The sequence below is a fragment of the Rhizobium sp. Leaf262 genome (assembly GCF_001422245.1).
GTDB lineage: Bacteria > Pseudomonadota > Alphaproteobacteria > Rhizobiales > Rhizobiaceae > Agrobacterium.
In genome coordinates this window covers 58,586-71,475 of record NZ_LMMM01000020.1, presented here as the reverse complement: position 1 = coordinate 71,475, position 12,890 = coordinate 58,586, and the positions used below count along the sequence as shown (strand labels likewise).

The 12,890-nt window shown below is 59.0% G+C and carries 11 protein-coding genes; 4 read left to right on the top strand and 7 right to left on the bottom strand.

Annotation, left to right across the window (positions count from 1 at the left end):
- Window positions 1–27: 27 nt before the first annotated feature.
- Window positions 28–1,380 carry an LLM class flavin-dependent oxidoreductase gene (locus tag ASF29_RS21410; protein WP_062452705.1) on the top strand — a complete coding sequence of 451 codons (1,353 nt, stop codon included), beginning with the start codon at window positions 28–30 and terminating at the stop codon, window positions 1,378–1,380.
- Window positions 1,381–1,389: 9 nt separating this feature from the next.
- On the opposite strand, the gene ASF29_RS21405 is transcribed toward ASF29_RS21410, so the two are convergent.
- The 7 genes from ASF29_RS21405 to ASF29_RS21375 all read right to left on the bottom strand — a co-directional run bounded on the left by ASF29_RS21405 (window position 1,390) and on the right by ASF29_RS21375 (window position 8,683).
- The gene (locus ASF29_RS21405; protein WP_062452704.1) at window positions 1,390–2,367 is read right to left on the bottom strand and encodes a LysR substrate-binding domain-containing protein; all 978 of its coding nucleotides are present in this window, start codon (window positions 2,365–2,367) and stop codon (window positions 1,390–1,392) included.
- 19 nt (window positions 2,368–2,386) lie between these two features.
- Window positions 2,387–3,628, bottom strand: a complete 1,242-nt coding sequence (locus ASF29_RS21400) for an acyl-CoA dehydrogenase family protein (protein WP_062452703.1) — start codon at window positions 3,626–3,628, stop codon at window positions 2,387–2,389.
- Window positions 3,629–3,699: 71 nt separating this feature from the next.
- Entirely contained in the window at window positions 3,700–4,755 is a 1,056-nt protein-coding gene (locus ASF29_RS21395) for an aldo/keto reductase (RefSeq protein ID WP_062452702.1), read from the bottom strand.
- Between the two features lie 20 nt (window positions 4,756–4,775).
- Window positions 4,776–5,711, bottom strand: coding sequence for an oligopeptide/dipeptide ABC transporter ATP-binding protein (locus ASF29_RS21390; RefSeq protein ID WP_062452701.1), 936 nt, complete (start codon window positions 5,709–5,711; stop codon window positions 4,776–4,778).
- A complete protein-coding gene (locus tag ASF29_RS21385; protein ID WP_062452700.1) occupies window positions 5,689–6,687 on the bottom strand; it encodes an ABC transporter ATP-binding protein in 999 nt (332 codons plus the stop codon). The genes ASF29_RS21390 and ASF29_RS21385 overlap by 23 nt, the downstream gene beginning before the upstream one ends.
- Complete coding sequence (locus tag ASF29_RS21380) at window positions 6,684–7,697, bottom strand: ABC transporter permease (protein WP_062452699.1); 1,014 nt, start codon at window positions 7,695–7,697, stop codon at window positions 6,684–6,686. The genes ASF29_RS21385 and ASF29_RS21380 overlap by 4 nt, the downstream gene beginning before the upstream one ends.
- Complete coding sequence (locus ASF29_RS21375) at window positions 7,694–8,683, bottom strand: ABC transporter permease (protein WP_062452698.1); 990 nt, start codon at window positions 8,681–8,683, stop codon at window positions 7,694–7,696. Before ASF29_RS21375 ends, ASF29_RS21380 begins: the two co-directional genes overlap by 4 nt.
- Before the next feature lie 256 nt (window positions 8,684–8,939).
- Here ASF29_RS21375 and ASF29_RS21370 point away from each other — a divergent pair, with 256 nt between their 5' ends.
- The 3 genes from ASF29_RS21370 to ASF29_RS21360 all read left to right on the top strand — a co-directional run bounded on the left by ASF29_RS21370 (window position 8,940) and on the right by ASF29_RS21360 (window position 12,864).
- Window positions 8,940–10,544 (top strand): ABC transporter substrate-binding protein, encoded by a 1,605-nt coding sequence (locus ASF29_RS21370; protein WP_062452697.1) that lies wholly within the window; start codon window positions 8,940–8,942, stop codon window positions 10,542–10,544.
- 101 nt (window positions 10,545–10,645) lie between these two features.
- A complete protein-coding gene (locus tag ASF29_RS21365) occupies window positions 10,646–11,680 on the top strand; it encodes an ABC transporter substrate-binding protein (protein WP_062452696.1) in 1,035 nt (344 codons plus the stop codon).
- On the top strand, window positions 11,677–12,864 hold the full coding sequence (locus tag ASF29_RS21360; protein WP_062452695.1) for an acyl-CoA dehydrogenase family protein: 1,188 nt from the start codon (window positions 11,677–11,679) through the stop codon (window positions 12,862–12,864). The genes ASF29_RS21365 and ASF29_RS21360 overlap by 4 nt, the downstream gene beginning before the upstream one ends.
- The last annotated feature ends 26 nt before the right edge of the window (window positions 12,865–12,890 follow it).

Sequence of the window (12,890 nt, the reverse complement as noted above, 5' to 3'; positions counted from 1 at the left end):
AGACATACGAACAGGATAGGAACGATTATGAGCTGGACATCCGAAAAACTCGTTCTCAACGCATTCATCTATCCCGGCGGCCATCATGAAGCAGCGTGGCGGCATCCGCAGTCTGAGCCGCATCGCGTGACCGACATCAAGCTTTATCAGGAGATTGCGCGGCGCGCCGAAGCGGCCAAACTGGACGCGATTTTCTTTGCAGATGCGCCGGTGCTGGATAGCAATATCCGTTATGCCGCCCGCCATCGCTTGGAGCCGATCACCATGCTTGCCGCACTTGCGGCAGTAACGGAGAAGATCGGCTTTATCGCGACAGCATCCACCACCTATTACGAGCCGTACAATCTCGCGAGGCTGTTTGCTTCTGTCGATCATATCAGTGGTGGCCGTGTCGGCTGGAACATCGTTACGACATCGGCAGATGCGGCGGCCGCGAACTTCAACCTCGAAAAGCATCCGGCCAATGCCGACCGTTATCGTCAGGCTACCGAGTTTGTCGATGTGGTGACGAAGCTGTGGGATAGCTGGGAAGACGACGCCATCGTTGCCGACAAGGAAAGCGGTCTGTTTGCAGATACGGACCGTATCCATCCAGCCAATCACAAGGGCGAATTTTACCAGGTTCGCGGTGCGCTGAACCTGCCGCGTTCGCCTCAGGGGCGTCCGGTCTATGTGCAGGCGGGGTCGTCCGAGGAGGGAAGAGGTTTTGCTGCGCGCTATGCCGAAGCGATTTTCACCGCGCACCAGACGCTCGAAAGCGCCAAAAGTTTTTATTCCGACATCAAGAAGCGCGTGGCCGCAGCGGGGCGTAATCCCGCACATGTCAAAATCCTGCCCGGCATCAGCCCCTTCATCGCCTCGACGGAAACGGAAGCACGCAAGCTGGAGGCCGAATTCAACGATCTCGTCCAGCCAGCCTTTTCTCTGGCGCAACTGAACCGCATCACCGGCATCGATCTCGGTTCAGCGGATCTCGACAAACCCTTGCCGCGCGAAGCCGTTGAAGCAACACGCGCCCAAGCCGACAGCAGCCGTCATCAGCTCGTGCTCGATGTGATCGACCGGGAAAATCCGACGATCCGGCAATTGCTGCATAGGCTGGCTGGCGGCCGCGGCCATAAGGTCATTGCCGGCACGCCGGAGCAGGTGGCGGACTGGATCGAGACATGGTTCCGGGAGGGTGCTGCGGATGGGTTCAACATCATGCCGCCGTGGCTCACGGGCGGGTTCGATATCTTCATCGATGAAGTCGTGCCGCTTCTTCAAAAGCGTGGCCTGTTCCGGCTGGATTACAAGGGAGACACGCTGCGCGATCATTACGGCCTGCCGCGGCCTGAGAATATCTACACCGTACCAGCCGCCGCGAGAGAAAGTGCTTGAGCGATGACGTCAGGCGGCGGCAGCGTTCAAGGAAGGCACATCATCACGCAGCAATGCGATGAGCGATGTGATTTCCGGCTGTCGCCGTCTGTCGTGGCTGGCGAGGAGATGATAGCGGCAGGCGGTGGGCTGTGGTGAGCCAATCGGAGAGACAAGCCTGCCGTTTTTCAACTCTTCCGACACCAGCGATTGACGCACCAGCGCAATGCCGTGACCGGCAAGTGCTGCCTCGATCAGCACCGGCTGGTGGGAGAAGCGCGGTCCGAGGGTTGCAAGCCTGATGTGTATGCCGCAGGACCGCAGCCAGTTGGCCCACTCGAATGCGGCATCGCTGCCGCTACCGCGCAAAATTTCGCCCGAGAGATCGCGAAGGCGTTCCGGATGACCGGTCAGCCGATGGCGCGCGGCAAAGTCCGGCGCGCAGACTGCCAGCACTGCATCATCGAACAGCGGCTCATAGGCGTAGCCTGCAATCCGTTCGCCGGATGCGACAATCGCGCAATCGGCGTCGTCAAGCTGAAGGCGGTCGAGCGGTCCTTCATCCAGTGTTTCGATGGAAAGCTCCACATCGCCAAGGGCATGGCTGACCCGTCCTAGGCGGGGCCCCAGCCAGCGGGCAGCAAAAGACGGGCAGGCCAGGATGCTGAGCCTTGGCCGAGAACCGGAGCGCAGGAGATCCGACAGACTGCCCACCATGGTTTCGAAGGCTTCCGCCATGCCGGGATAAAGGGCCGCACCGGCATCCGTCAGTGCCAGTTCGCCGCGCTGGCGGCTGAAAAGAGGTTGGCCTAGATGGGTTTCGAGAATACGGACCTGTTGCCCTATTGCTGCGGTGGAGACATGCAGCTCATCGGCTGCGCGTGAAAAACTGGCATGCCTGGCCGCTACAACGAAAGCACGCAGGGCTGTCAGCGGCGGCAGACGCGAGAGCGTCGGCAATCGCAAGGGCGCGTTTGCTTTGGGCGGAGACAGAAACTCTGCTCTCATGACGGTCTCACTCTCATCATCAGAAAACCCGGCCTTCTGCAAGGTGCGTGGTGGTGCCATTCAAATAGTAGTCACCGATGACTCGTGCCTTGTGCTGCAACGGATTGTGGTTGTAGACGGTGCGGATATTGCGCCAGTGCCGGTCGAAGTTGCGTTCGCTCGATGTGGCCGAACCGCCACCCAGTTCGTAAATGGTTGTCGCTACGTTCAAGGAAAGCTGGGAGGCGATGATCTGTGTGCGGGCAGTAGCAAGTGAGCCGTCAATAAGAGCGGCTTCTATCGCTGCTTCGTCACCCGTCTGAAAGGTCAAAGCCGTCACATCCAGCGTGCGCGCCGCCTCGCGGATCAGCGTCTTGACCGCAAAGGCACCGGCGCTGAGCTCTCCGATCGTCTTCTGCACGAACGGGTCCTGATTGGCGGTTTCGGCGGCGCTGTGAAGCGTGGTGCGCGCCTGCTTCAGCACGTATTCGATGCCATCTCTCATGGCGGCCTGCACAGCGCCTGTGGCAGATGCCGCCAGATGCAGTTGCCGCATAGCGGAGCAGTGACGCCCGATCTGCGTCGTCAGTCGCCGTGTCGTCAGTTCATGCGGTAAGACCTCGACATTATCCAGAAGCACACCGCCACTGGCGGTCATGCGCTGGCCCATGCTGTCCCAGTCGTCAAGCACGGTGATGCCCTTGCGATCCAACGGAATGAGAACGCCAATGGGTTGTTCATCATCACCAATTGCGCTGAAAGACCCGAAATCCGCAAAGGCGGTGCCCGTGGCATACCATTTGCGGCCATTCAATTTGTAGCGGTCACCATCGGCGCTCAGGCGGGTGGTGATTTCGCCGGGACGCTTGGTGCCCTGTTCCGTACTCGCACCCGCGAAAAGCTTGCCGGAGAGCACGTTCTCCAGATGCCTGCGGTCTTCAAGCTCGATTTGACCAAGCGCCAGGTGTTCGGTGAAATTGAAGTGGCTGCGCAGCGCATGCGGAATATTGCTGTCGGCTTCACCAAGGATCATCAACAGCTCGATGTAATCGGTAATGGAGCCGCCCGGCCCGCCTTTCGACTTCGGAATCCGCAAGGTGCCGAGTTTCGCTTGCTTGATGCGGGCAAAGACGTCGAAAGGCAGTTGCCGCTCACGCTCGCGTCGGGCGGCGTCTTTTGCGGCAAAGGCTGCGATGTCTTTGGCACGCGCCAGGATTTCGTCACGGCTGGGCACGTCGGACAGGCTGGTGGTTTCTAGGCTGGCTGTATTGGCGTTCGACATCGCATTGGGTCCTTGAGCGGATCGGGTGGCCTGCGGCGCTATCTGCACCGCAGGCTTTGTAATGATGGCAGTCAGGCAACCGCGCGGGTCTGGACCGGCGCGCGTGGCGCGGGCTCGACATTGCGCGGTACGCGGCCCTCCACCGGGTGGCTCGGATCGTTGAAGCCGGGTGTCGAGGGATGGCCTGTCGTCACGAGGCTGTCCACCAATGCTTCGTCATCGGCGTCGATGGTCACGTTGAGCGCTCTGACATAGCCGTTCCAGTGCTCTTCGGTGCGCGGGCCGGTGATGGCGGCGGTGACGAACTTGTTGTTCAACACCCAGGCCAGCGCAAAATCGGCAGCAGAGACACCCTTGGCGGCGGCATGAGCAGCGACCTTCTGGGCAATCTCTACCGATTCCGGACGCCATTCCGTTTCCAGAACGCGCTTGTCACCACGGCCGACACGGGTATCAGCACCCGGCTGCTGGCCCGGCTGGTACTTGCCGGTCAACACGCCACGCGCCAGCGGCGAATAGGAAACAACACCGAGGCCATAATGGTTGGCGGCGGGAAGCTGCTCAGCCTCTGCCGTGCGGTTGACGATATTGTAGAGCGGCTGGCTTGCCACCGGGCGATCGATGCCAAGCTGGTCCGCGAGATGCGCAATTTCAGCAATTCGCCAGCCACGGAAATTCGAGACGCCGAAATAGCGCAGCTTGCCAGCACGGATGAGGTCTGCGATGGCGCGCAGCGGCTCTTCCAGCGGCGCATCAAACACGGCGCGGTGGAAGTAGAGAATGTCGATATAGTCGGTCTTCAGACGGCGCAGGGAGTTTTCGACCGTTTCGATCACCCATTTGCGCGAATGGCCACCCAGATTGGGACCTTTCTTGTGCGAGTTGACGAATTTCGTCGCCAGAACCCAATGATCGCGGTGATCCTTGATGCCGCGTCCGACGACTTCTTCGGATTTGCCATCATGATAGACATCGGCGGTGTCGATGAAATTGACGCCTTGTTCGCGGGCCTTGTCGATGATGCGAAAGGCGACGTCATCGGGCGTCGGTCCACCGAACATCATGGTGCCGAGGCTCAGCGGTGAGACTTTTAGCGCGCTGCGCCCGAGATAGCGATAATCGACCATAATATGTACTCCTTGGATTGTTATTGGGCATAGTGGCAGGCCACGGCGTGGCTCTCACCGAAAAGCTGGTGTTCCGGCGCTGTTTCGCGACAGAGATCGGTTGCCAGCGGGCAGCGCGTGTGAAAGCGGCAGCCCGAGGGCGGATTGTGCGGGCTTGGCAGGTCGCCCGAAGTGGGTGCCGCCTGCTTGCGGCGTGCCGGGTCCGGCACGGCGGCCAGCAGCGCCCGCGTGTAGGGATGTTTGGGCGATGCCCATAGCTGCGCGGTAGGGGCGCTCTCCACGATCTTGCCGAGATACATGACCAGCACGCGATCCGAAAAATACCGGACGACGGACAGATCGTGCGAGACGAAGAGATAGGAGAGCGACAGGCGGTTCTTCATCTCCACAAGGAGATTGAGTATTTGCGCCTGAATGGACAGATCAAGCGCCGAGACGGGCTCGTCGCAAACGACCAGTTCCGGCTCCAAAATCAATGCACGGGCGATGCCGATACGCTGGCGCTGCCCGCCGGAAAACTCATGCGGATAACGGTCGAGGGCGTCAGGTGGTAGTCCAACCTGGGCGACGATGGCCTCGACAATCTCGCGCTGCCGCTTGCCATCTCCAATCCCGTGCACTTTGAGCGGTGCGGTGAGGATCGTGCGCACCGTCTGGCGGGGATTGAGCGAAGCGAAAGGGTCTTGAAAGATCATCTGGATGCGACGGCGAATGCCGCGCAATTGCGAGGATGACATTGCCGTCACGTCGGCACCCTTGAAGGTGACCTTGCCGGAGGATGGTTCGACCAGACGCATCAGGGATTTGCCCAGAGACGATTTTCCGCAGCCGGATTCCCCTACCAGCGCCACCGTTTCACCGGCCTCGATCTCCAGCGATACGTCATCAACGGCACGCACCGTGCCACGACCGCCCGCATATTCGGTGGAAAGCCTATGCACTGACAAAAGCGCCATGGGAGACCTCCGCAGCTGTTGTGTTGACGAAAGGGCAGGCTGCCTGTCGACCCTCGGAAATGATCCTCAGCGGCGGCACGAATTGGCCGCACACACCGCGGGCATTGGGACAGCGCGGCTTGAAGGAACAGCCCCTCTCACCAGTGGCCGAAACAATCGACCCGGGAATTTCAAGCAGCGGTCCGTCGCGGTAGTGCTGACCGGCTTCCGCACGCGGCGACGCGGCAAGCAGTCCGCGTGTGTAGGGATGATAGGGGCTGCGGAATACTGGTTCCGGCAAGCCTTCTTCGACTTTTCGGCCCGCATACATGACCATCACCCGGTCTGCCCATTGTGCCACGATACCGAGATCATGGGTAATCAAAATGACGGCCATGTTGAGATCGCGGCGGAGGTTGTCGAGAAGCTGGAGGATTTGCGCCTGAATAGTCACATCCAGCGCTGTCGTCGCCTCATCGGCAATCAGGAGCTTGGGATTGCAGGCAACGCCAATGGCGATCATGACGCGCTGGCGCATGCCGCCGGAAAGCTGGTGCGGATAATCATCCACACGCCGTCCGGCCTCTGGAATATTGACGAGGTCGAGCAGTTCGATGGCGCGTTTTCGCGCCTGACGCTTGTCGATTTTCTCGTGGATGCGAAGTACCTCGACGATCTGCTCACCAATGGTCAGAACCGGGTTGAGAGAGGTCATCGGCTCCTGAAAGATCATGCCGATATCGCTGCCGCGAATGCCGCGCCATTGCCGTTCCGAAAGCGACAGGAGGTTGCGCCCCTCAAGCAAGATCTTGCCACCCACCTTGGCATGAGATGGTAACAGCCCAATCAAACCCAGTGCGGTCAGGGATTTGCCGGATCCGCTTTCGCCGACAATTGCCAGCATCTCGCCAGCCGATACGCTGAAGCTGACACCCTTGACGGGTTGGGCCTCGCCGAAGCCTACGGAAAAATCCTTCACATCGATCAGCTTGGTCATCGGCGTTCCTCCGAAAAGCGCGGATTGAGCGCATCGTTGAGACCATCACTGATCAGGTTGAGCGAAATCACGGTGAAGACGATGGCAAGGCCGGGGAGGGCTGTCAGATACCATGCGGTGCGGATGACATCGCGCCCGGAGCCGATCATCGAGCCCCATGACACGCGGTTCGGATCACCCAGACCCATGAAGGAAAGCGCTGCTTCCATGAGGATCGCACCGGCAACCATGACGGACGATGTGACGATGATGGGTGGCAACGCATTGGGCAGGATTTCCAAAAAGACGATGCGCGCATGACCGTAACCGAGGCTGCGGGCGGCCAGAACATAATCCTTCTCACGGATGGCGCGGAATTCTGCGCGCGTCAGCCGCGCCACCATGGGCCATGTGATGATGCCGATCGCCGAGGTAACCGTCGTGACGGATGGCTGGGCAATGGCAACGAGAACGACGAGTAAGACGAAATTCGGCAGAGTCTGGAAGATTTCGATGAGCTTGACCAGAATATCGTCCACCAGACCGCCAAAATATCCGGCAAATGCGCCGATGGTGATGCCTATGGTCAGGCCGATCAGTGTCGCAACGACACCAACGGTCAGCGAAATGCGTGCACCATGCACGATGCCCGCCATCACGTCCCGCCCCATGGAATCGGTGCCAAGTGGATAGGCGGCGTTCTGTCCGGGCCACAGGAATGGGCGTGCGACCATTTCCAGCGGATCACCGGGGTAGAGAACGGATGCCAGCAATGCCGTGACGATAACGGTAGCCAGAAAAAGCAGCCCGACAATGGCATTCGGGTTTGTCAGGAAGATTTTCAGCTCCCGCCGCAGACCCTTTCTGGGCACAGAGATCGTGCGGGCGGAAAGCGCGTCGGGAGCATGCAGGTAGGGCCAGGGTTTCTGATCCCCTTTCTGCTCTTTCACGGGCGAGACGGATGTTTCGGCTTTCGATTGCGTGCCGATATTGGCGGTTTGCAAAAGTGCGGTGGTGTTTGAGGAGCTCATCGGCTTTCTCCGATGCGAGGGTCGAGCCATGCCTGTAAGAGGTCGACGGCTGCGTTGACGATGATGACGACGAAAGAGGACAGAAGCAGGATGCCGAGAAGTACGCTGAAATCACGGGCCATCACGGCTTCGAATGCGAGGCGTCCCAATCCCGGCCAGCTAAAGACCGTCTCCACCACCACCGCACCACCCAGAAGTCCGCCGATGTGCATTCCGGCCATGGTGGTAATGGGGATGAGTGCGTTGCGCAGGATGTGGCGCGTGGTCAATTTGAAAGGCGAGACGCCCTTGGCACGCGCTGTACGCACATAGTCCTGCGACTTTACCTCCAGCATCGCTGCACGGGTCAGGCGTGCATAGATGGCCAGAAAATAGAGGGCTAGAGAAAGTGCGGGCAGAATGATGTAGCGGATGCGATCCAAAAAGGCATCGAGGCCGGTCAAGCTGCTGCCGATGGTGCTGTCACCGCCCGATGGCAACCAGCCGAGCTTGACGGAAAATGTCAGGATCAACATCAAGCCAATCCAGAAGCCAGGAACCGAATAGAAGATCAGCGATCCGATGGAGATGATTCGATCCGGCAATCTGCCGGAAAAAAGCGCCATGATCGATCCGAGGAAGACACCGACGAAGATGGCGATGCCGAGCGCCGCACCCATCAGCGCCAGCGTCCCGGGCAGTCGTTGGCCGATCAGGTCGGCTACGGGCATGCCGTATCGCGGTGAAAAACCAAGGCTGAACTGCGCGAGATTGCCAAGGTAGTTCGTCAACTGATGCAGCACCGGCAGATCGAGACCGAAGCGAGAGCGCATCTCCGCCATCGTCTCCACCGTCGCAGAACCTGCTTCCGCGGCAAGCACGTCAGCGGCATCACCCGGCGCAAGCTGAAGCAGGAAGAAATTCAAGATGATGATGCCAAGCACGGTTGGTATGGCCGACAAGGCGACCCGGCGCGCCTGGGATAAAATCCGCTTCGAATTCGACATTGCTTCCCATCCGTTTTGTCTCAGGCGTCAGCACTGCCCGATTTGAATAGGTTATTAGTTGACTAAAATTATGGAATTTGTCAAAGAGATAACGGAATTATTTTCTTAAAAACAGCAATAAATACCCATTTAAGGAAAGATAATTTCTAAAAAAGACAATTCTTGGGCGTATGTGCTCTTATCGGTCTTTGGCAGAAACGATTTTTCCATTGGGGCAAGTTTCGCCGGTCGATACCGGCGCGGAGAGGAACGTGACATGACAGATTTCCATCAAACGACAAGACGCGGGTTTCTTCTGGCATCCGTCGCCCTGGGTGCCGTTTCACTTTCACGTGTCGGGGCGTGGGCGGTGGAGCCCGCGCTCGGCGGCACGGCAACCTTCCTGCTGGCCACCGAACCGCCGGTGCTGACCACTATCGCCCACACGGCGGGCAATTCCTTTTATGTCTCGCCGAAGGTGACGGAGGGTTTGCTGACCTATGATTTCGATCTCAATCCGAAACCGCTTCTGGCAACGGAGTGGCAGATCAGCCCGGATGGCTTGCGTTATACCTTCAAGCTGCGACCCGGTGTGACATGGCATGATGGCAAGCCCTTCACCTCCGCCGACGTCGCCTTCTCGATCAAGACCATCAAGGAGGTGCACCCACGCGGACGCAATACCTTCCTTAACCTGTCGGATGTCGAAACGCCTGACGAACTGACGGTGGTCTTGGTTCTTTCCAAGCCGGCGCCCTACCTCATTACAGCACTTGCCGCTGGCGAGACACCCATCGTGCCGAAGCATCTTTATGAGGGCACGAAGGTTCAGGAAAACCCGGCCAATTATGCGCCCGTCGGCACGGGTCCGTTCAAGTTCAAGGAGTGGGTGCGCGGCAGCCACATCGTTTATGTGCGCAACCCGGATTACTGGGACAAACCGCGTCCCTATCTCGACCAACTGATCGTGCGTTTCATTACGGATTCGGCGGCGCGCAGCATTGCCATTGAGTCTGGTGAGATCGATCTGGCGCCCGGAACGCCCGTCCCCTACAGCGATCTGGACCGTCTCAAGGCTTTGCCGGATCTCGTCTTCGACACGCAGGGATATCAATATATCAACAGCATCAGCCGTGTGGAATTCAACATGGAGAAGGAATTCTTCAAGGATGTGCGCGTTCGGCGTGCCTTCGCGCATGTCATCGACCGCAACGTCATCTTCAACACGGTCAATTATGGCTATGGTGCGCCCATTCCAGGCCCGATCAGCGCGAAGCTGAGTAAGTGGTATGTTGGCGACCTAAAGACCTATCCAATCGATCTGAAGGCAGCGGAAGCACTGCTGGATGAGGCGGGATATAAGCGTGGCGCGGATGGCGTGCGTTTGCGCATCAACCTCGATTACGTTCCCGGCGAAGGTTATCCGCGCGGGGCAGATTACATCCGTCAGGCGTTGGCGAAAGTTGGTGTGGAGGTGAACGTCCGCAATCAGGATTTTGCGACCTATACCAAGCGCATCTACACCGACCGTGATTTCGATTTCGCCTATGAGGGCATGAGCAATCTGTTCGACCCGACTGTCGGCGTCCAGCGGCTTTACTGGAGCAAGAACTTCAAGAAAGGTGTGCCTTTCTCCAATGGCGCAGCCTATAGCAATCCGAAAGTGGATGCGCTGTTCGAAGCTGCTGCTGTTGAGATTAACCCTGAAAAGCGCTTCGCGCAGTGGAAGGAAATCCAGCAGATCCTTGTCGAGGATGTCCCCGCGATCGACATCGTCAGCGCGCCGGAAATCACGATCTACAACAAACGGCTGGCGGATCACACCGTGGGCGCAGAGGGCGCGGCTGGCAGTCTTGCGTTTGCCCATATCGCCACGTCCTGACCCATCCCGAAAAGACCCATCGTCTTCAGGGCGGTGGGTCGCCTTGGCGTGCATTTTCCAACGCCTCTCTTCCCTTTTGCACTTCAAATCGAGGACATGTGATGACAACGCCACTTTCCGAAATCTGGTACACGCGCTGCCCTGTTCCCACGCCTGTTGGTCTGGCGGCTCAATTGGGCTATCTGGAACAGACATTTGCCGATGTGGGCGTTGCCCTGAAATCGATCATCGATTCGCCGGATCGTGCCATCAGGCAAAGCCACTTCAACCATACGCTGGAATGGTCTTTCCGCCATGGCGGCAATGTGCCGCCCATTCGTGCGCGCTCCGAAGGGCGTAACACCCGGCTCGTCGGCATTACATGGACGGATGAGTTTCAGGCCGTCATTACCCTGCCGCACACGGGTATTCGCTTCGTCAAAGACCTCGTTGGCCGCCGCTTCGGTGTGCCGCGCAGGCCGGAAGGCATCGTGGATTTCATGGCCGCAACGGCTCTCAAGGGGCTGGTATCGGCTCTGTCGCTGGAAGGCTTGAAGAGTGATGACGTCCAATTGGTCGACATCGAGATCAAGGATTCGGTTCTGGCCTCGCAGGAAGGTCCTTCGCTGTTCGGTCTTAAGCGCCGTCAAAGCTTTGGCGAAGAGGTCGCAGCACTGTTACGCGGAGATGTCGATGCCATCTTCGTCAAGGGAACCGCAGGCGTGAGCGTCGCCAATCTCATCGGCGCGGTGCAGGTTGTGGAGTTCGGCTTCCATCCTGATCCGAAGATTCGCATCAACTCCGGGTCACCCCGTGTTTTGACGGTGGATGCGCGTCTTGCAGATGAGCGTCCTGATCTTGTCGAACGTCTCATCACCGTCATTCGCAAGGCATCCAACTGGGCCGAACAGCACCCCGAAGAAACCCGCCGCTTCATCGCGCGGGAGGCCGGGGCGAGCGAGGAACAGGTGCTTGCGGCTAATGGTGCGGATGTTCACCGCCATCTGGGCATCGGGCTGGATGCCGACCTGGTGGCCGCTGTCGGGCACTACAAGGATTTCCTGCATGAATGGGGCTTCCTCGAAAATGACTTCGATATCGCAGAATGGGTCGATGCCCGTTTTGTCGATGCGACGTCTGAGAGGGCCGTGGCATGAGTGCAGCTGTCTCTTCCGTCAAACAGTCTTCCGAACCACCAGTCGATCCTGTAGCTATCGCAGCCGATCTGGCGCGGCGCTTTGCCGAAACCGCCGCCGACTATGACAAAACCGGTGAGTTCGCCGCTGAAAACTTTGCTGCACTTTTCCAGTCCGGACTGCTGGGGCTGGTCACCTCACGGGAGGATGGCGGTCTTGGCGCAGGTCTTGAAATCACGCAGGCCGTGATTTCCACCATCGCCAGCGGCGACCCCTCCACAGCGCTTATTCTCGCCATGCATTACAGCGTCCATTCCGCCATAAGGCGTGGTCGCTGGTCCTCCGCGCTTGCCTCCAGGGTTCTCGCCGCCAATCTCGAAGGGCCAGCGCTCCTGAACAATGCACAGGCCGAACCCGGTGCAGGCTCTCCCGCGCATGGTGGATTGCCGGAAACGGTGGCGCGGATCGATGGCGATTCTTGGGTCATCAGTGGCCGCAAAAGCTTCGTGACCGGGCTTCCCGGTCTTAAATGGGCCATCGTTCTCGCCGTGACGGAAGAGACTGCGCCTCGCCTGGTGCAGCTGCTTGTCCCACTCGACAGCGATGGCATCAGCCACGACCGCGCATGGGAGGCGACCGGCATGTTCGGCACCGCCAGTCACGATCTGGTTTTGACGAATGTGCGTGTGCCGCTGGCTGACATCGTCGCGCAGCAGCCAGCGAACGAACCCCTTCGCCGTGACGAGGCGGATGGCCAGACCTTCTTCACCCTGCTTTCGGCAGTCTATCACGGCGTTGCCCTTTCTGCCCGTGACGACCTGCTGCGCCATCTGACCGCGCATGTCCCATCCAGCCTGGGCGCGTCGCTCGCTACCATTCCCCGAATTCAAGAAGGGATCGGACATATCGAAGTGCTGCTGACTGCCAATAAAAGGCTGCTCACGTCGGTCTCGCGTGATGTCGATGCCGGTGTGTCGATCGGAACGGACGCGTTTGCTCTTCGCCATGTCGTCATCGAAAACGCTGTCACCATCACTGATCTCGCCCTTGAACTTGGCGGAAATCGCGGACTGCGACGGGACTATAATCTGGAGCGTCACCATCGCGACGCAATCACTGCCCGCGCCCATGCACCGCAAGGTCACATGATCCGTTCCATGCTCGGGCGAAACGCAGTCGATGTCTTTAGTCGTGGAACTCGATGACGTTGGTGTGTTTAGGCGGAAAAGGC